16 protein-coding genes are annotated in these 19,420 nt (G+C 67.3%); 7 read left to right on the top strand and 9 right to left on the bottom strand.

The window, feature by feature from the left end; genetic code table 11:
- Positions 1 to 167: 167 nt before the first annotated feature.
- Positions 168 to 947 carry a DeoR/GlpR family DNA-binding transcription regulator gene (locus FFI87_RS14115; RefSeq protein ID WP_012364650.1) on the bottom strand — a complete coding sequence of 260 codons (780 nt, stop codon included), beginning with the start codon at positions 945 to 947 and terminating at the stop codon, positions 168 to 170.
- 224 nt (positions 948 to 1,171) lie between these two features.
- Between FFI87_RS14115 and FFI87_RS14110 the strand changes: the two genes are divergently transcribed.
- The 3 genes from FFI87_RS14110 to FFI87_RS14100 all read left to right on the top strand — a co-directional run bounded on the left by FFI87_RS14110 (position 1,172) and on the right by FFI87_RS14100 (position 4,530).
- Positions 1,172 to 2,812: a gamma-glutamyltransferase family protein gene (locus FFI87_RS14110; RefSeq protein ID WP_138847190.1), complete on the top strand. Its 1,641-nt coding sequence runs from the start codon at positions 1,172 to 1,174 to the stop codon at positions 2,810 to 2,812.
- Positions 2,813 to 3,126: 314 nt separating this feature from the next.
- Positions 3,127 to 3,954, top strand: a complete 828-nt coding sequence (locus FFI87_RS14105) for a ferritin-like domain-containing protein (protein ID WP_011657853.1) — start codon at positions 3,127 to 3,129, stop codon at positions 3,952 to 3,954.
- Positions 3,955 to 4,020: 66 nt separating this feature from the next.
- Positions 4,021 to 4,530, top strand: coding sequence for a hypothetical protein (locus tag FFI87_RS14100; protein WP_041489953.1), 510 nt, complete (start codon positions 4,021 to 4,023; stop codon positions 4,528 to 4,530).
- Here the strand turns inward: FFI87_RS14100 and FFI87_RS14095 are convergent.
- The 3 genes from FFI87_RS14095 to FFI87_RS14085 form a co-directional block, all read right to left on the bottom strand.
- Positions 4,524 to 5,963: a DEAD/DEAH box helicase gene (locus FFI87_RS14095; protein ID WP_012364647.1), complete on the bottom strand. Its 1,440-nt coding sequence runs from the start codon at positions 5,961 to 5,963 to the stop codon at positions 4,524 to 4,526. The two genes, FFI87_RS14100 and FFI87_RS14095, sit on opposite strands and share 7 nt — an antisense overlap.
- Before the next feature lie 129 nt (positions 5,964 to 6,092).
- A complete protein-coding gene (locus FFI87_RS14090) occupies positions 6,093 to 7,391 on the bottom strand; it encodes a c-type cytochrome (protein ID WP_006757973.1) in 1,299 nt (432 codons plus the stop codon).
- Positions 7,392 to 7,410: 19 nt separating this feature from the next.
- Positions 7,411 to 8,175, bottom strand: a complete 765-nt coding sequence (locus FFI87_RS14085) for a c-type cytochrome (protein ID WP_041489853.1) — start codon at positions 8,173 to 8,175, stop codon at positions 7,411 to 7,413.
- Between the two features lie 377 nt (positions 8,176 to 8,552).
- Between FFI87_RS14085 and FFI87_RS14080 the strand changes: the two genes are divergently transcribed.
- Positions 8,553 to 9,485, top strand: coding sequence for a CopD family protein (locus FFI87_RS14080; protein WP_138847191.1), 933 nt, complete (start codon positions 8,553 to 8,555; stop codon positions 9,483 to 9,485).
- A 147-nt stretch (positions 9,486 to 9,632) separates the two neighbouring features.
- Here FFI87_RS14080 and dgoD read toward each other — a convergent pair whose 3' ends face one another.
- Entirely contained in the window at positions 9,633 to 10,781 is a 1,149-nt protein-coding gene (dgoD, locus tag FFI87_RS14075) for a galactonate dehydratase (protein ID WP_006751313.1), read from the bottom strand.
- Positions 10,782 to 10,914: 133 nt separating this feature from the next.
- Here dgoD and FFI87_RS14070 point away from each other — a divergent pair, with 133 nt between their 5' ends.
- Entirely contained in the window at positions 10,915 to 11,619 is a 705-nt protein-coding gene (locus FFI87_RS14070) for a FadR/GntR family transcriptional regulator (protein ID WP_138847192.1), read from the top strand.
- Between the two features lie 27 nt (positions 11,620 to 11,646).
- Here the strand turns inward: FFI87_RS14070 and FFI87_RS14065 are convergent, their stop codons facing one another.
- Positions 11,647 to 11,892, bottom strand: coding sequence for a DUF1272 domain-containing protein (locus tag FFI87_RS14065; protein WP_138847193.1), 246 nt, complete (start codon positions 11,890 to 11,892; stop codon positions 11,647 to 11,649).
- A gap of 153 nt (positions 11,893 to 12,045) precedes the next feature.
- Between FFI87_RS14065 and FFI87_RS14060 the strand changes: the two genes are divergently transcribed.
- Positions 12,046 to 12,393, top strand: a complete 348-nt coding sequence (locus FFI87_RS14060; RefSeq protein WP_138847194.1) for a GFA family protein — start codon at positions 12,046 to 12,048, stop codon at positions 12,391 to 12,393.
- A gap of 34 nt (positions 12,394 to 12,427) precedes the next feature.
- Here FFI87_RS14060 and FFI87_RS14055 read toward each other — a convergent pair whose 3' ends face one another.
- The 3 genes from FFI87_RS14055 to FFI87_RS14045 all read right to left on the bottom strand — a co-directional run bounded on the left by FFI87_RS14055 (position 12,428) and on the right by FFI87_RS14045 (position 17,876).
- Positions 12,428 to 15,535, bottom strand: a complete 3,108-nt coding sequence (locus tag FFI87_RS14055) for a transglycosylase domain-containing protein (protein ID WP_138847195.1) — start codon at positions 15,533 to 15,535, stop codon at positions 12,428 to 12,430.
- A gap of 245 nt (positions 15,536 to 15,780) precedes the next feature.
- A complete protein-coding gene (locus FFI87_RS14050; protein WP_138847196.1) occupies positions 15,781 to 16,668 on the bottom strand; it encodes a LysR family transcriptional regulator in 888 nt (295 codons plus the stop codon).
- Positions 16,669 to 16,955: 287 nt separating this feature from the next.
- Complete coding sequence (locus FFI87_RS14045) at positions 16,956 to 17,876, bottom strand: LysR substrate-binding domain-containing protein (protein ID WP_138847197.1); 921 nt, start codon at positions 17,874 to 17,876, stop codon at positions 16,956 to 16,958.
- Between the two features lie 210 nt (positions 17,877 to 18,086).
- Between FFI87_RS14045 and FFI87_RS14040 the strand changes: the two genes are divergently transcribed.
- Positions 18,087 to 19,403 carry an MFS transporter gene (locus FFI87_RS14040; protein ID WP_138847198.1) on the top strand — a complete coding sequence of 439 codons (1,317 nt, stop codon included), beginning with the start codon at positions 18,087 to 18,089 and terminating at the stop codon, positions 19,401 to 19,403.
- Positions 19,404 to 19,420: the final 17 nt, after the last annotated feature.

Genomic DNA, 19,420 nt, shown 5'->3' with positions numbered 1-19,420 from the left:
CGGGCGAACGGGCCGGGGAACTGGAGTCTAGTCGAGCGCGCGAGCAACGACAAATCGTGCCCCGTTAATTTTCCGTTTGACAGGCACGCGGGCCGCTAGCGGTTCGGTCGGTGCGCCAACTTCTTGATTTCACTTGAAGTTTCAGGTGCAGCGCAGCATCGCAAGTGTTATTCGGCGACGTACACTTCGGTGCCCGCGGCGGCCACCGCGTCGGCCATCTCCGGCGGCAGCGGCTTGTCGGTGAAAAGCGCATGGACCTGGCTCAGATGCCCCTGGCGCACGAGCGCCGGGCGGCCGACCTTCGAGTGGTCGGCGACGAGATAGACCGTGCGCGCATGCTGCATGATCGCCTCGGCCACGCGCACCTCGCGCGTGTCGAAGTCGCGCAGCGTGCCGTCGGCCTCGATCGCCGACGTGCCGATGATCGCGTAGTCGACCTTGAACTGGCGGATGAAGTCGATCGCGAGTTCGCCGACGATCCCCTTGTCCCACGGCCGCACGATGCCGCCCGTGATCAGCACCTCGCAGTCGGGATAGCCGCTCATCATCGACGCGACGTTCAGGTTGTTCGTGATCACGTGCAGCCCGTGATGGCGGTTCAGCGCGCGCGCGACTTCCTCGGTCGTCGTGCCGAGGTTGATGAACAGCGACGCCTGGTCGGGGATGTGCGACGCCGCCAGCGCCGCGATGCGCCGCTTCTCGTCGTGGAACATCCGCTGGCGCGCGGTGTACGACACGTTCTCCGAGCTGGTCGGCAGGCTCGCGCCGCCGTGGTAGCGGCGCAGCAGGTTCAGGTCCGCGAGCCAGTTGACGTCGCGGCGGATCGTCTGCGGCGTGACCGCGAAGTGCGCGGCGAGATCGTCGACCGTCACGAAGCCGTCGCGCTGCACCCATTCGAGCAATTCCTGCTGGCGCGCGTTGAGGGTGAGGCGGGGATCTCGGGTCATGGCTGGGCGGTCGGATCGTGAGGCGGAGCGCGTATTGTAAGGGGCGGAAAGGGCATTCGGCCGGCGCAGGCCGTGCGGTGGCTCGTCATTCATGCGGAAGGTGCATGGATTCATTTGACAAATGAATTTGCGCGATCGCGCGGATCGCGCTGCAATGGCGGACTGTCCGCGCACGCCGAGCCTGCGCGCGGCGCGTTCATTCTGCTTTCGACGAGGTGGCACCGATGACTGACTTCAACTGGCACAACCCGTATCCGACGATCCGCATTCCGGTGTTTGCGCGCAACGTCGTGTCGACGTCGCACCCGCTCGCCGCGCAGGCCGGCCTGCGGATGCTGTGGAAGGGCGGCAATGCCGTCGATGCGGCGCTGGCCGCCGCGGCCGCGATCACGGTGGTCGAGCCCGTGTCGTGCGGGCTCGGCGGCGATGCGTTCGCGCTCGTGTGGGACGGCGGGCGGTTGTCCGGGCTGAATGCGTCGGGTGTCGCGCCGGCCGCGTGGAACCCCGACTACTTCCGCAAGCGCCATGGCGAGGACGCGCACGGCATCGCGAACAAGCCGACGCGCGGCTGGGACACCGTGACGGTGCCGGGCGTGATCGCGGGCTGGGAAGCGCTGCATGCGAAGTTCGGTTCGCTGCCGTTCGCGGAACTGCTCGAGCCGGCAATCGAGCTCGCCGAGCGCGGCTATTCGGTGTCGCCGATCGTCGCGCACAAGTGGGCGGCCGCGGTGCCCGAGCTGCAGGGGCTGCCGGGCTTCGCCGATACCTTCATGCCGCGCGGGCGGGCGCCGCTCGTGGGTGAACGCATGTGCCTGCCGGGCCATGCGCGCACGCTGCGCACGCTCGCGAAGGACGGCCCGCGCACGTTCTACGAGGGCGCGCTCGCCGCGCAGCTCGCGGCGTTCGCGCGCGAAGGCGGCGGCGCATTGACCGAAGCCGATCTGCACGGATACCGCCCGGAATGGGTCGAGCCGATCGGCAAGCGCTTCGGCCGCCACACGATCCACGAGATCCCGCCGAACGGGCAGGGCATCGCCGCGCTGATCGCGCTCGGGATCGCCGAGCACGCGGGCGTGACCGAATGGCCCGTCGATTCGGTCGACTCGCAGCACCTGCAGATCGAGGCGATGAAGCTCGCGTTCGCGGACGTCTATCGCTACGTCGCCGATCCGTGTGCGATGGAGCTGACGCCCGAACAGATGCTCGACGACGCGTATCTCGCCGAACGCGCGAAGCTGATCGACCGCACGCGCGCGACGCACTTCGCCGCCGGGCGGCCGCATTCGGGCGGCACGATCTATCTGTCGGCGGCGGACGAGCGCGGGATGATGGTGAGCTTCATTCAGTCGAACTACATGGGCTTCGGCTCGGGGCTCGTCGTGCCCGGGACGGGCATTGCGTTGCAGAACCGCGGGCACGGCTTCTCGATGGACCCGCGCTCGCCGAACGTCGTCGCGGGCGGCAAGCGGCCGTTCCACACGATCATCCCGGCGTTCGTCACCGAGGAGATCGACGGCCGCACCGAGGCGGTGATGAGCTTCGGCGTGATGGGCGGCGACATGCAGCCGCAGGGTCATCTGCAGACCATCATTCGGATGCTCGGCTACGGACAGCAGCCGCAGGCCGCCTGCTGCGCGCCGCGCTGGAAGGTCAATCGCGACTTCACGCTCGACGTCGAGGCGACGATGAACCGCGACACCGTCGACGCGCTCGCCGCGCGCGGCCATACGATCAAGTCGGTCGACGATCCTTACATGGATTTCGGCTCCGGGCAGTTCGTGTGGCGCCTCGATCCCGACGATCCCGACCGCGGCTACGTGGCCGCGAGCGACAGCCGTCGCGATGGCCTCGCGGCCGGTTTCTGACGGGACGCTTCCAGTTTCCTGCGGCGACGGGCGGTCGAATGGCCGCCCGTTTTGCCTGCTGCCGCGCATGCCGCCGAGCGCGCGCAACCGGTTCGAAGAACTCGTCTAACGAACCGCGACATCCGCGGCGGAACTGCGCCCGCCGGGCATGGTCAGTGCTTTGAAGCACGAACATTCAAGTGCGGCTAAGATGCCAGCATGGTTCGGCCGGACCAATCCACTATAAATGCAAGCAACACGTCGCCTGCGGGCGCGCCGGGCCCGTGCCGAGGGCATCGGCCGGGCGGCCGCGCGACGACTGGGAGCGCATCACCATGCCTACTGAAACGACGCATGTCATGCCGTGGCGTATCGAGGACATCGACCTGAACCGGATCGATCGTCAGCGTGCCGCCGCAAACGAAGATCTGCTGCTGCTGTTGTGCGCGTCGTCGTTCATCGAAAGCGGCTCGGATCTCTACACGAGCAACCTGAGCGAGTTCTTCAACGACGACCCGGAAGTGTCCGCGTGGCTCAACACGGCGTGGGAGCCCGAGGAACTGCAGCACGGGCGCGCGCTGAAGGCGTACATCGCGCACGTGTGGCCCGAGTTCGACTGGGACACCGCGTTCGCGAATTTCTTCGCCGAGTATTCGAAGACGTGCTCGGTCGACGCGTTCGAGAAGACCCGCGCGCTCGAGATGGTCGCCCGCTGCGTCGTCGAGACGGGCACGGCCACGCTCTATCGCGCGATCAACGAATGCTCGGACGAGCCGGTGCTGAAGGAAATCACCGACAACATCCGCACCGACGAAGTGCGTCACTACAAGCACTTCTTCAAGTTCTTCAAGAAGTACAACAAGCTCGAAGGCAACGGCCGGCTCGCGGTACTCGGCGCGTTGATGCGCCGCGTGATGGAAATCAAGAACGAGGATTCGGAGATCGCGCTGCGCCACGTGTTCGCGATCCGCTATCCGGAGCGCGTCGGCGACAGCCAGTACAACCGCGAGCGCGTCGCCCGCATCAGCTCGCTCGTGCGGCGCAACCTGTCGGCCGACATGTGCGTGAAGATGCTGCTCAAGCCGCTCGACCTGCCCGCGAAGATCCAGCCGGGCGTCCACTATCCGCTGACGAAGATCACGCGGCACGTGTTCATGCGCTGATCGTCACCGCGCGGCCCAGCGCGTATGCTGCGGCATCATCGTCTGCTTTTCACCGGGGCCGCCATCATGACCGATTCCCATCGCCACGCGCTCGAGCAATGGACGTTCGACGCGTGGCCGCCGGCCGTCGTCGCGCTGTTCGACGGCACCGCGCTCGAGCGCCATGCCGACGTCGCCGCGTCGCTGATCGTCGCGACCGACGACGGCCAGCTGCGCACGACGCTGCTCAGTGTCGGCGAGATCCATGCGCGCGACGCGCATACGCTGCTGCTCGCGCTATGGCCGCAATCGCGCGCGGCGCGTGCGATCGCGCAGCGACGCGCGGCCGCGATGACGCTCGTCGCGGACGGCGCATTCTTTCAGGCACAACTGAGGATCGAGCCGCTCGAAGGAGACTTCGGCGGACTGGCCGGCTTCGCTGCGACGATCGCGCACGGCGATGCGCAGCGGGTCGGCTATGCGCGTCTCGCGACCGGCGTCACGTTTGCGCTGGAAGGGGAGGTGCGCGCCGAGGTGCTCGCGCGCTGGCAAAGCCAGGTCGAGCACCTGCGGCGCGCGGCCGCGCGGCTTCAGTGACCGCGCTGGCCGCTGCGCGACGGACGGTTGCGGTTCGGATGCGCGGCGTTGCCGCTCGCCGGGCGTGCACCGGTGCCGCCGGACGGACGGCCGCCGCCGGCATTGCCGCCCGCGCCGCCGGCCGTGCGCGGCTTGGCTGCCTTCGCGGCCTTCGGCTGCGCATTTCCTTCGCGCTTCGCGGCCGGCTGGCCTGAGCCGCCTGCACGCGGCTGGCGATTGCCGCCGCCGCCGGCATTGCCGCCACGCGGCTGCTGCCCGCGGCGCTGCTGGATCGGTTCCGGCTTCGCGCTCGGATCGGGTTCGAAGCCCGCGATCACTTCCTGCGGAATCTCGCGCTTGATCAGCCGCTCGATGTCGCGCAGCAGCTGCTTCTCGTCGACGCATACGAGCGACACGGCTTCACCGGTCGCGCCTGCACGGCCCGTGCGGCCGATCCGGTGCACGTAATCTTCCGGCACGTTCGGCAGGTCGAAGTTGACGACGTGCGGCAGCTGGTCGATGTCGATGCCGCGTGCGGCGATGTCGGTCGCGACCAGCACCTGCAGCGTGCTGCTCTTGAACTCCGCGAGCGCGCGCGTGCGGGCCGACTGGCTCTTGTTGCCGTGGATCGCCATCGCGCTGATGCCGTCCTTCGTCAGCTGTTCGGCGAGCCGGTTCGCGCCGTGCTTGGTGCGCGTGAACACGAGCACCTGGAACCAGTTGTGTTCGCGGATCAGGTGCGTGAGCAGCTCGCGCTTGCGATCGCGATCGACCGGGTGGATCTTCTGCGCGACGCTTTCCGCCGTGGTGTTGCGGCGCGCGACTTCGATCAGCGCCGGCGAATCGAGCAGGCTGTCGGCGAGCGACTTGATCTCGTCGGAGAACGTAGCCGAGAACAGCAGGTTCTGGCGCTGCGGCGGCAGCTTCGCCAGCACGCGCTTGATGTCGTGGATGAAGCCCATGTCGAGCATCCGGTCGGCTTCGTCGAGCACGAGGATGTCGAGGTTCGACAGATCGATCGTCTTCTGCTGCATGTGGTCGAGCAGACGCCCCGGCGTCGCGACGACGATGTCGACGCCGCGCTTGAGCGCGTCGATCTGCGGATTGATGCTGACGCCGCCGAACATCACGGTCGAGCGCAGCTTCACGTACTTGCTGTACGCGCGCACGCTTTCCTCGACCTGGGCGGCGAGTTCGCGCGTCGGCGTGAGGATCAGCGCACGCACCGCGCGCTTCGCACCGCGATGCTCGGCGTAGTACGTGTGCAGGCGCTGCAGGATGGGCAGCGTGAAGCCGGCGGTCTTGCCGGTGCCGGTTTGTGCGCCGGCGAGCAGGTCGCCGCCGCCGAGGACGGCGGGGATGGCCTGCTGCTGGATGGGGGTCGGCGATGTGTAGCCGAGCTCATTGACCGCCTTGACAAGCGGTTCGGCCAAGCCGAGAGATTCGAAAGACATAGATACCACTCTTGAGTTTTATGATCTGCGACGCCTCGCGCGGCCCGCGCGGGGAATGGCGTCGCAAAAAGCAAAGGGGCGCGGCTGCGGTTTTCCCGCAGCCGCGCCCCCGTCTGTGTCGCGCGTTATTTAGTCAAGCGGCGCGGAACGCAGGTCGCTCACCTGTTGCGGCGAGATCGGCGTACCGTTGTTGCCCCACGACATCCGGATATACGTGACGACTGCCGCAACTTCCTGGTTCGACAGCGACTGTGCGAACGGCGGCATCCCGTACGGACGGGGATTCTTGAACGTGCTCGGCGGGTAGCCACCGTTCAGCACCATGCGGATCGGGTTGACTGCCGATTCCATCACGATCGAATGGTTGCCCGCGAGCGGCGGATACGCGGGCGGCTTGCCTGCGCCGGTTTCGGCGTGGCAGGTCGCGCAATTGTCCGCGTAGATCTTCTTGCCCTGGTCGAACAGCGTGTTGCCGAACTGCTTCGACGGCTCGTACTGCATGTTCTTCGGCGCTTCAGCCTTCTGCGGGATCGACTTCAGGTACGTCGACATTGCGCGCGTATCTTCGTCGTTCATGTACTGGAGGCTGTTGTGCACGACGTCGGCCATCGGGCCGAATACCGCGCCCTTGTTCGACACGCCGGCCTGCAGCAGGTCGGACAGCTCCTGAACGTGCCAGTCGCCGAGGCCGAGTTCCTTGTCGTTCGTCAGCGACGGAGCATACCAGTTCTGCAGCGGGATCAGGCCGCCCGCGAAGGCTGCCGAGTTCACCGGGCCGCCCATCATGTTGATCGACGTGTGGCACATCGAGCAGTGGCCGAGGCCTTCGACGAGGTACGCGCCGCGGTTCCATTCGACCGACTTGGTCGGATCCGGCTTGTATTCGCCTTCCTTGAAGAACAGCGTGCGCCAGCCGATCAGCAGGTTGCGGTTGTTGAACGGGAACTTCAGTTCGTGCGGACGGCTCGGCACCGAGACCGGCGGGACCGAACGCAGGTACGCGTAGATCGCGTCCGAATCGGCGCGCGTGACCTTCGTGTAGCTCGCGAACGGGAAGCCCGGGTAGAGCAGGCTGCCGTCCTTCGAACGACCGGTGTGCATCGCGCGGTAGAAGTCGTCCGACGTCCACTTGCCGATGCCGTCCTTGTCGTCCGGCGTGATGTTCGGCGTGTACATCGTGCCGAACGGCGTCGCCATCGGCAGGCCGCCCGCGAACGACTTGCCGCCGCGCACGGTGTGGCACGCGATACAGTCGCCGACGCGCGCGAGGTACTCGCCCTTCTTGATCAGCGCGGCCTGGTCGGCCGGCGTGGCCGCGACGGCGGCAGCGCCGTGCAGCGTGTCGTTGCCCGGCCACAGGACCGGCACGAGGGCGACGGCCGCGACGATCGCGACAGCCGAGAGTGCAAACAGGGACTTGCGTTTCATTGTGTCTGTCTCCCTTGCCTTATTGCGGTTCGCTGCCGCAGGCGAGCGGAGTCTTCATCGAACGCGCCGGGGCCGGCACGGGGTTGGCGGGCGCCGGTTGCGCGGCGAGCCACGCGGTCACGGCCGTGACGTCTTCATCCGACAGCTTCGACGCGATATCGTGCATGCAATCCGGTGCCTTCGCGTGGCGGTTGCCCGAGCGCCATGCGCCGAGCTGTGCGCTCAGGTAATCGGCGTGCAGGCCGACGAGGCCCGGGATCGCCGGCTGCATGCCGGTCAGCCCGGCGCCGTGGCAGGCCACGCAGGCCGGCAGCTTGCGCGACGGATCGCCTTGCGTGACGAGCTGCTTGCCGCGCGCGAGCGTGGCGGCCGGCAGCGTCGGCTTGGCGGGCGTCGGGTACGGCGGACGCTCGGCCGAGAAGTGCTCGGCGATCTCTTTCAGGTAATCGTCGTTCAGGTACGTCAGCAGGTAGTTCATCGGCGGGTACTTGCGCCGTCCGTCACGGAAGTTGACGAGCTGGTTGTACAGGTACTCGGCCGGCTTGCCGGCAAGACGCGGGAAATAGTCGTTGTCGGTGCCCTGGCCGTGAACGCCGTGGCATGCGGTACAGCCGCGCACACGCTCGGCCATCGTATCGGGTGCCTTGAGCGGCGCCTGCTGGGCGTGCGCTTGCTCCGTGGGCTTGGTCTGCGCTTGAGCAGCGCTCATAAGGCCCGCGCCACCGATCAAGAGAACGGCGAGCAACGGACGGAAGAGGCGTCTTGAAGACACACGAGACTCCATGTTTATTCGTCGGGGACCTGTCCGGGCTACGATCGGCTCGGCGCATGGATGGCAGGGCAGCCGGGCTGCTGCGACGCGGCATTCTATCATCGATGGGTAATGACGGCTATTTGGCAAAAGGACATGGGTTCCTGTCTGTTTGCGACTTGCGACAATTTGCCGCGCGATATGTACGGATGATGTGAACCGGCGTGCGCTTTGACCATCGAAGACCGTACACTCGCGGGTCGCGCGGCGCCGCCTCCGCCGCAGATCCAGTCATTTCTCCCGTTTCCGGATTCATCGATGACGTTCCCTACCGTGCCGTTGCCGTCTTCCCGCAGTCGTTCCACTTGCCGCCGCGCCGCCGGCCGGCCGTTTCCGGGAGGGCGCGCGCGATGAGGATCGACAGCTTGTGGATCGGGCAGGTCGCGCTCGCGGCCTTGATGGACGCGACGTTCGCGATGGCGGTCGGCTCGGCGCTGCTCAAGGCGTGGCTCGGCAAGGACGGCGCGCGGCCGGTCGTCGCGCCATCGCATCATGCATGGCTGCGCGCGCAACATTCGCTGGTCGCGGCGGCGCTGGCGCTCGTGCTCGCCGATCTCGGCTGGCTCGTGTATGAAGCCGCGTCGATGAGCGGCGCGGGGCTCGGCGGCGCGTTCGATGCGATTCCGACCATGCTGATGCAGACGCATGCGGGCTTTGCGTGGAGCGTCGCATTCGCCGGTGCCGTGCTGCTCGCGATCGTCGCGCTGGCGAAGCCCGAGGGCCCGGTCGCGCATGCGGTGCTGTGGCTCGCGGTGATCGTGGTCGCGGCCGGCAAGGCGTCGCTCGGCCATGCGGCCGACACGGGCCCGCTGTCCGCGGCGGTCGGCGTGCAGACGCTGCACCTCCTCGCCACCGCGGTGTGGGGGGGCCTCGTGCTCGCGGCCGGGCTCGCGGTGCTGCCGGTGCTCGGTTCGTCGGTCGCGCGTGGTGCACTGATCCGGATCGGCCAGCAACTGTCGCGAACCTCGGCGATCGCGGTCGTCTTCGTGCTCGGCACCGGCGTGCTCAATGCGCTGCGCGGGCTCGGCGGCTCGCTCGCGCCGCTCGACGGCAGCACATGGGGGCGCGTGCTGTTGCTCAAGCTGCTGCTGGTCGCGCTCGCGCTCGTGCTCGGCGGGCTGAACCGCTTCTCCGCGCTGCCGCGCTTGCGCCGTACCGCGTCGACCGAAGACGCGCACACGTTCCGCAACATCCTGCATCTCGAAGCGCTGACGATGTTCGCGGTGTTCGTCGCGGCTGCCGTGCTGTCGTTCTGCGTGCCGGGGTTCGCGGCGCTCGGCTGACGGCGCGGAGTGCCGTCCCCGCATGAGCTGCGTGAGCCGCATGCCGCGGATGTAAAAGCGGCCGCCTGTCGGGCGGCCGTCTCGACTCGCGATGCGCGGCTGGTCCGCCGCGCAACGCACGTCATCTCATCTCACTTCAGCTCCGCATCACCACTCGGCGACGCTGCCGTCCGCGTGTCGCCACACCGGATTGCGCCAGCGATGGCCCGTCTTCGCCATCTCGCGCACCTTCTCCTCGTTGACGTCGATGCCGAGCCCCGGCCCTTGCGGAATCGCGACGAAGCCGTCTTCGTAGCGGAACACCTCGGGGTTGCGCAGGTAGTCGAGCAGGTCGTTCCCCTGGTTGTAGTGGATGCCGAGGCTCTGTTCCTGGATGAACGCGTTGTAGCTGACCGCATCGAGCTGCAGGCACGCGGCCAGCGCGATCGGGCCGAGCGGGCAGTGCAGCGCGAGCGCGACGTCGTAGCTTTCCGCGAGCGTCGCGATCTTGCGGCACTCGGTGATGCCGCCCGCGTGCGACGCGTCGGGCTGGATGATGTCGACGTAGCCGCCCGCGAGGATGTGCTTGAAGTCCCAGCGCGAGTAGAGCCGCTCGCCGAGCGCGATCGGCGTGTTGGTCTGGTTCACGATGTCGCGCAGCGCCTCGGCGTTCTCCGACAGCACCGGCTCCTCGATGAACATCAGCTTGTACGGGTCGAGCTCCTTCGCGAGCACCTTCGCCATCGGCTTGTGCACGCGGCCGTGGAAGTCGACGCCGATCCCGACGTGCGGGCCGACCGCGTCGCGCACCGCCGCGACGTTCGCGATCACCTGCTCGACCTTGTCGTAGGTGTCGACGATCTGCAGCTCCTCGGAGCCGTTCATCTTCACGGCCTTGAAGCCGCGCTCGACCACCGCGCGTGCGTTGTTCGCGACATCGCTCGGGCGGTCGCCGCCGATCCACGAGTACACCTTGATGCGGTCGCGCACCTGGCCGCCGAGCAGCGCGTGCACCGGCACGCCGTGATGCTTGCCCTTGATGTCCCACAGCGCCTGGTCGACGCCCGCGATCGCGCTCATCATGATCGGGCCGCCGCGGTAAAAGCCCGCGCGGTACATCACCTGCCAGTGATCCTCGATCAGCAGCGGATCCTTGCCGACCAGATAGTCGGCGAGTTCCTGCACGGCGGCTTCGACCGTGTGCGCGCGGCCCTCGACCACCGGCTCGCCCCAGCCGACGATGCCCTCGTCGGTTTCGATCTTGAGGAACAGCCAGCGCGGCGGGACGACGAAGGTTTCGAGGCGGATGATTTTCATGTCGCGAGTCTCCTGGGTTGCGCGGCGCGGGCGTGCGGATGCGGCGCCGTCGAGTACGTGACGGTTATCCTAGCGTAGCCCGATAAAAAATAGTATTAATAGCACTATTGTGCAGATAGTGGACAGCCGCGGCGTGCCCGGCGAACGGAGAACGATCATTCAACGCGACCTGCATGGACAGACGTCCTTCCGCCTTGCGACGGCGATCCTGCGCGGCGACTATCCGCCCGAATCGCTGCTGCCGCGGGAGCCGGACCTGATGGAGATGTTCGGCGTGAGCCGCACGGTGCTGCGCGAGGCGCTGCGCACGCTGACGTCGAAGGGGCTGGTCGAATCGCGGCCGAAGGTCGGCACGCGGGTGCGGCCGCGCCGCGCGTGGAACCTGCTCGATGCCGACCTGCTCGACTGGTATGCGCGGGTCGCGCCGCCGCTCGCGTTCGCGCTCAAGCTGCAGGAGATGCGTGAAATGATCGAGCCGCACGCGGCCGCGCTGGCCGCGCGTTCGCACGGGGCGGGCGCGTTCGACGCGATCGACGACGCGGTGCGCGCGATGGCCGCCGCGCGCAACGTCGACGAATGGGTGCGCGCGGACCTGCGCTTTCATCTGAGCGTGCTGGAGGCCGGCGGCAACGAGCTGCTGGTGCCGCTCGGCGCGCTGATCGACCGCACACTCGAGGCGCAGCTGCACCTGAACGCGCGCCGGGCGCACGTGTTCAATGCGTCGCTCGCCGAGCATGCGGCCGTCGCCGACGCAATCGGCGTGCGCGACGAGGACGGCGCGCGCCGCGCGATGGCGTCGCTGCTCGCGATCACGCGCGCGCGGATCGAGATGTCGTGACGGGAAGCGGCGCGCGATGCGGCGCCGTCAGGCGTTCGCGCAGCCGCCCGGCTTGTGGATGCGCTCCGTCGACGCCGGATACTTCGCGAGCAGGCTCGCCGGCCGGCGCGGGCGAGCGACCAGGTCGCCGCCGCAGTTCGGGCAGCGGCCCTTCAGCACCTCGTCGGCGCAGGTCGCGCAGAACGTGCATTCAAACGTACAGATGCGCGCTTCCGCCGAATCGGGCGGCAGGTCCTTGTCGCAGCATTCGCAGCCGGGGCGCAGTTCGAGCATGTTGGTTTTCCTTGGTTGGGACGGGTCGGAGCGGGCGCCGCCGGACATTGCGTGCGGCGCATGTGCGCGCTACTGTACGCGCATGGATCGGCCCGGCCAACGGTGTCCCGCCCGGGCGCCGTCGTCGTGCACGGGCCGCACCGGGAGACGACCATGCTCTATCGCGGAAGCTGCCACTGCGGCGACGTGAAGTTCGAGGCGGAAGGCGACCTGCAGGGCGTGATGGCCTGCAACTGCTCGATCTGCCGGCGCAAGGGCGCGCTGATGTGGTTCGTGCCGCGCGACCACATGACGCTTCTCACGCCCGACGACAATCTGTCGACCTACATGTTCAACAAGCACGTGATCCGTCATCGCTTCTGCAAGCGCTGCGGGATTCACGCGTTCGGCGAGGGGACGCATCCGAACGGCACCGAGATGGCCGCGATCAACGTGCGATGCCTCGAGGATATCGATATCGACGCGCTGCCCGTCACGCATTTCGACGGCCGCTCGGTCTGAGCGGCGCGTCGTCGCGTGAGCGCGCGGGCGGCGCTCAGGACGGCGCGACCGGCGCGGCCTGCGGCGTGGGCGTTTCCGCCTGCGGCGCGGGGCCAGCCGTGCGCGTGCCGGCTTCGGCCGGGCGCTCGATCAGCGGCGCGAGCGCCGGCGCCATCGACTTCAGCAACTGCACGGCCATCGCGCTCGTGAAGTCGTAGCGTGCCGCGTACGGCTCGTGCGCGGTCGCCGTCAGCACGCCGAAGAAGCGGTCGCCGAGCACGAACACGAACGTGCCGCTGCGGTTGACCTTGCGCGACTCGATCAGCCGCGCGCCGCGCGCGTACACATTGAAGCGCTGGTCGCCCGTCCCGGTCTTGCCGTACACCGGCAGCGTCTTGCCGTCGGGCAGCGTGAAGCCGCCCGCGAGGCGCCGCGCGGTGCCGTGCTGCACGACGTCGCCCAGCAGCGTGCGCGCCACGTTGACGATCTCGGGCGACAGCAGCGGCTGCGGCTGCGCGGCCGCGCGCACGAAGCGCGTTTCGTACGGCGTGCCCTTCGCGAAGTCGAGGCGCGTGATCGTCTCGGTCGGCGCCTTCTGGCCGCCGTTCGCGATCAGGCCGATCAGTTTCGCGAGCGCGTCCGGCTGGTCGCCCGATGCGCCGATCGCGGCCGCGAACGACGGCGTGACTTCCTCGAACGGATAGCCGAGCGCGCGCCACGCCTTCGTGATTTCCCCATACGCGCGCAGCTCGACCATGTGGCGGATGCGCCGGTCCTGGGTCGCGTGGTAGCGGGTCTTGTACAGCCACGAGTACGTGTAGAAGCGCGCATCGCGGCTGTCGTGCTGGACGTCGGCGAGCGGTGCGTTCGGGTGGGCGCGCAGGTAATTGAGCGTCCACAGCGCGAGCGGGTGGACGCTCGCGATGTAGCCGCGATCGTTGAGGTTGAAGCGGTCGATCGCGTACTTCGCGTAGAGCGCGGCGAGATCGTCGTCCGACATCGTCGCGGCCGGCGTGCCCTTCAGCTGCGCGCGCGTGTGCGCGCTGAACCACGCGAGCGATTCGTTCGGCGCGACGCTGCGCAGCACCGTCGCGATCTTCGGCGGCGACTTGCGCACGTCCTGCAGCATCAGCGCGAGCGCGTCGTCCGGCGTCTTGCCCGCGTAGCGCGTGTAGTAGCGCTTCACGTACACCTTGCTTTCGCCGTCGACGAACTGCTCGAGGTAATGCTTGCGCTGCTCCGGATCGCCGAGCCACGACGTCGACGGACCGGCCGCCTTCAGCATTTCGTAATGGACGATGTCGCGCATCAGCCGCACGAACACCAGGTTGACCGAATGCTCGAACGCCGTATGCAGCGTCAGGATGCGGCCGTTGTCCGACTTTTCGAAGTTCGAGAACACCTGCGCGCCGCCGCCCGTGTAGAACACGTCGGGGCTCGCCGAGTACTTGCGTTCGACCGCCGCATCGAGCATCGCCTGCAGCGAGCGGTCGCGCGTGTGCGACAGGTAGTCGAGCGCCCAGCGCGACAGCCCGTCGATCGGATCGGGCTTCACGTGCGCGAGTTGCGCGTTCGGCAGGTTGCCATAGCGCGCGTGCAGCTCGGAGACGATCTGCAGGTAGGTGATCAGCGTGCGCAGTTTCGCGGTCGAGCCGAGGTTGATGCGGCCGCCGCGGTTCACGTCGAACGGCTGGTTCACGCTGTCGGTCTGCACGCGCAGCATGTTCGCGCCGTTGCGATGCTCGTACAGCGTGAAGCTGTACGTCAGATGAGACGGGTCGTCCTTCGGCGCGAGCATCTCGAAGCCGTACAGGCCGGCCGCCTGCGCGCCGTCGCGGGTCGACGCCCGCGCGAGCCGGTCGGCGACCGCCTGCTGCACGCCGTTGTCGAGCGTGCTGGTGGCTTCCAGATCGAGCTGGTCGAGCTGGTACAGGTCGCTGATGCCGAGCGCCGACAGCAGCGACGCGCGCGCGGACGACACGGCCTTGCGCGACACGAACGACTGCACGCGCGCGGCGGCCGGCGGCGCGGCGCGCTCGATCTGCGCGGCGAGCGCCGCATCGCGCAGCGCGGGCGAGATCACGCCGCCGTTCGACAGCAGCCGCAGGTAGCTGTCGGTCAGCTTCTGCAGCGCCGGATAGCCGCGATTCAGGAAGTACGACGGCGCGCGCTGCGCGATGATCAGCGACAGCACCTCGCGGAACGCCTTGCCCTGCTCGTCGACGTTGTCGCCGGTGGTCGGCGCGGACAGGATGCGGTTCACGTCGTTGAAGTCGCGGCCGTACCACGCGGCGAGACCGTCGCCGATACCGTTGATTTCACCCACGTGCGGCCGCGCGGCGAGCGGCACCGAGTTCAGGTAGCGCACCAGAATCGTGCGGCGCGCGAGCATCGTCTGCGGGCCGTTCAGGTACGCGAGGATCGACGCGGACGCGATCTGGCGCAGCTTCTCCGGCGGCGTCGCGGTGCGGCCGTCGGGCGAATGGCGGAACTTCTCGATCTGCGTCGCGAGCGTGCTGCCGCCCGGGCGCGCCTGGTGATGGTTGACGACGTGCAGCGCCTGATCGGCGAGCGCGCGGCTGAAGCGCCCCCAGTCGATCGCCGGATTGCGGTTCGGCTGGTTCGGGTCGAGCAGGTAGCGATCCTCGATGAACATCAGCGAATCGGCGACCACGCGCGGCACCGTGTCGAAGTCGGCGTACACGCGCTGCGGGAACACGGTCGCGAACAGCGGCGAGCCGGTCGAGTCGAACAGCATCAGCCCGGCCTGATCTTTCTCTTCGTAAGGAAGGAACAGGCCGCGATCGGCGAGGGACAGCATCCGGTCGGAATCGCGCGCCTGCTTGCCGACGACGAAGCCGCGTGCGAGCAGGCGCTGCTGGAACGCGGGAATCATCGAATAACCGAGGCGCTGGTCGTACGGCCCGTTCGCAGGGAAGCGGATGTGGTCGCTCGCGCCCGCCTCGACCGTGTAGCCGACGTCGCGCGTGAGTTCGGACAGGTAGTGCGCCTGCATGCGCGACGTCGCGATCTCGGTCATCACGAGCCGCACGAGGATCGCCAGGGCGATCACCAGCGCGGCCAGCAACGACCACTTGACCCACGTCCAGACCGATGCACTACCGGTCATGCGCGGCAGGATGCGATTCAGTGGCCGATTCATGGCGGCGTCTCCCTGGAGGCACGGGCTCCGGCCGCACCTCATTAAGGATTAGTGTAGTCCTCAACGGCCGGCTGCCAAGAGCGGTTCACTACTGAGATGCAGCCGCGCAACAGGTGTGCCCGCACCGTGCGTGGGCGGCGATGCGGCCGCCCGTGGCCCGGCTGGCGCGGCTGCGCGGCGGGCCGCGGGTTCGCCGTCGGCGCGCGGCGTCGATGCAAAAAAAGGTGCGCGATTGAACCCTTCTTTCACCTGACGAAATACTCGACCAGGTGATCGACGAAAAGCCGCGTCTTGCGCGGAAAGTGCCGCCGGCTCGGGTACGCGATATTCATCTCGAGGTCCTCGAGCCGATAGTCGGGAAGCAGCGCGAGCAGCCGTCCGTCGGCGAGATCCGCTTCGACGAGGAAGTCGGGCAGCACCGCGATACCCATGCCCGACAACGCCCAGTTCCGGATCAGCCCGATGTTGTTCGACGATGCGGATTTGTTCGGCCGCACCGCGACGCGCGTCGGCTCGTGATCGAACGACATGTATTCGCCCGCGAAGTCGGCATGGAACGTGAGGCACGCGTGCGACGCGAGATCGTGCGGATGGATCGGTGCGCCGTGGGCTTCGACATACCGGGGCGCCGCGCAGACGATCCGCTTGAGTCGCGTGAGCGGCCGCGTCACCAGCGTGTTGGTGCTGATGCGCTGCGACAGCAGCAGCCCGACGTCGAAGCCTTCCGATACGAGATCGACATGGCGGTCGACGATCGTGACTTCCGGCACGATGGCCGGATGCAGCGTCTTGAATGCATCGATCGCCGGGGCGAGCACGTGCATGCCGAACATGACCGGCGCGGCGATCTTCAGCGACCCGATCGGCTCGTGATGCATCGACGCGATCGTTTCCTCGACGCGGTCGATTTCCTCGACCACGTGACGGATCTGCGCGAGATACAGATGACCGGCATCGGTGAGCGACAGGCTGCGCGTCGTGCGGTTCAGCAGGCGTGCACCGAGCCGGTCCTCGATGCCCATGATGAGGCGGGTAGCCGACGAGTTGGAGATGTTCAGTTCCGTGGCTGCACGCGCGAAACTATGAAGTTCGGCCACCTTGATGAATAGCCGCATTGGCAGGAGTTCGTCCATTTTTTATCGGTAAATAGAATTGTTTGTTTAATTCTATCTGCCGATGCTTGTATTTGAACGAGCAATTCAGGCGAATAAGTATTATGAAATGATGTGTTGATCGGCCGCTGGAACGGTCTCAAAATAACGCGTTACGGGGCCGTTGCCTTGTCGAATCTTATCGGCGGGATTGGTCCTATATAAACCTTCTGCCTCGATTAGTATTTAGTAATTGTACGAAATTAGACGTGATTTTTCTTATAAAGAAAATCGATATTCGTAGTGCGATTCGAATCGAATAGGACAGGTCACGATCGCCACAGCAGTTTCGCGGGATCGTACCGGCGCACGGCCTCGACGAAGCAGTGGATCAGGTAGTCGCATGCGACCGTGTTCAACGCATCGCGTCGCGTGAGCACGCCGGCCGACACGGTCGGAATCGTCTCCTTCACATCGATCGTGACCATCCGTTCGCGTATCCAGTCGATCTCCATGAAGAGCTGCGGCACGCACGACACGCTGTCGGTATGCACCGACAGCGCGAACGCCGCGCTGAACGACGTGCATTCGACGATCGGCCGCGGCGCCGCGTAGCCGTGTGCGACGAACACGTTCTGCAGCACCCGGCCGATGCTTTCCGGCGACGTGTTGAGCACCCACTGCGCATCCTGAAGCTGCGCGAGCGACGTGCAGTGACGCAGCGGATTGCTCGCGCGCGTCATCAGGATCAGCGCCGATTCGATGAGCGGCCGGAACGTGAATTCGGGCGACAGCCGCGTCGCATCGACGATCGCGATCACGAAGTCGAGCGAGCCGTCGCGCAGGCGCGGCAGCGCCGTGTCGAGAAAACCTTCACGCACGTCGAGGCGGATCGTCGGCATCCGCTGGCGAAACGCATCGAGCGCGGCCGGCAGGAAGCCGAGCGACATCAGCGGCGTCAGCGCGCACGCGAGCGCGCCTTCCTTGCCGCCCGACAGATGGATCACGTCGTCGCGCGCGTGCTGGATTTCCGCGAGGATCAGCCGCGCACGTGCATAGACGGCCTGGCCGAAGCGCGTGAGCTGCGCGCCGCGCGCGTTGCGCGTGACGAGCGGCACGCCGAGGTCCTGCTCGAGTTCGCGGATCGCCTTCGTGAGTGCGGGCTGGGACAGATGGATCGCACGCGCGGCGGCGCGCAGGCTCCCGTGTTCGGCGATGGCGGCAAGCGCCCGGAGCTGATGGTGTTTCACGGCGTGGCGGGGCGCGGCGGCAGTAGCGACGTTCGTATCCTACACCGCGATCGCGCGGGCAAAGCGCGCGATAACCACGCGTTATCACGATCGAAAAATGTCGCTCCGGGCTGCGTATTTTGAATGCCTAGACTGCATGCGCAGGCCGTCGAACGGGCCGCGCACCACACACGCAACCGATACGCACAACCAGTACGGAGACATACCTTCATGAAGGCGCCCCGAGCGGACAGCACGTTCGGCGGGCATGTCGGCGACGTTGCCGCATCCCCGTCCAATCGCCAGCTGATCGTCGCGATCACGATCGGCAACGGCCTCGAATTCTTCGATCTCACCGTGTTCAGCTTCTTCGCGGTGCTGCTTGGAAAACTGTTTTTCCCGGCCGCGTCCGCGCAGCAGCAATTGCTGATGTCGGTCGCGACGTTCGGCGTCGGCTTCATCGCGCGACCGATTGGCGGCGTCGTGATCGGGCTGGTCGCCGACCGCTTCGGCCGCGTGCCGGCGATGAACCTCACGCTCGTCACGATGGCGATCGGCACCGGGATGATCGGCGTCATGCCGACCTACGCGCAGATCGGCGCCGCGGCGCCCGTGCTGGTCGTGCTCGCTCGGCTGCTGCAAGGCTTCTCCGCCGGCGGCGAAGTCGGCGTATCGACGTCGCTGCTCGCCGAACGTGCACCGCCGGGCGAACGCGGCTATTACACGAGCTGGCAGTTCGCGAGCCAGGGGGCGGCGGCGCTGGCCGGTTCGTTCGTCGGCTTCCTGTTGTCGTATTTCCTCGAACCGGCCGCGCTCGAATCGTGGGGCTGGCGCGTGCCCTTTCTCGCAGGCGTGCTGATCGCGCCGGTCGGCCTGTATCTGCGCGCACGCTTCAATGCGCTCGAACAGCACGCGCCGGCCGCGGCCGCGCGGCGCTCGTCCGCGGTGCTCGGCACCGTGCTGCGGCGCGACGGCGGCGCCGTGCTGACCGCGCTCGGCCTCGTGGTCGGCGGCACCGCCGCGCATTTCATCGTCCTCTATTACATGTCGACGTACGCGATCCGCGTGCTGCACCTGTCGATGGATACCGCGCTGTGGTGCGGGATTCTCTCCGGTGCGGTGATGTTCGTCGCCGCGCCGATCGGCGGACGGCTGTCGGATCGGCTCGGCAGAAAGCGCGTCGCGCTGTGTACGCGTGTGGCGCTGACCGTGCTGATCCTGCCGGGCTTCCAGCTGATCGGCGCGGCGCCGTCGATCGCGACGATGTACGCGGTCGTGATGCTGCTCGCCGCGCTGCACTCGATCAATGCGGGCGCGAACGGCGTGATCCTCGCGGAGCTGTTTCCGAAGAGCACGCGCGCGACCGCGCTGTCGATCGCGTATGCGGGCGGCGTGTCGATCTTCGGCGGCTTCGCGCAGTTCATCGTCACCTGGCTGATCGGGGCGACCGGCAATCCGGCCGCGCCGGCGTGGTACGTGATCGTCTGCGGGCTGCTGTCGCTCGTCGCGCTCGCGTTCGCATCGGACCGAAGCGATCAGGATCACTGACCGACCGATTTCCTTCT

This window comes from Burkholderia sp. KBS0801 (assembly GCF_005937855.2).
Taxonomy (GTDB): Bacteria; Pseudomonadota; Gammaproteobacteria; order Burkholderiales; family Burkholderiaceae; genus Burkholderia; species Burkholderia ambifaria.
The sequence above is the reverse complement of the archived record's forward strand: the minus strand, read 5'-3'. Positions and strand labels throughout refer to the sequence as shown.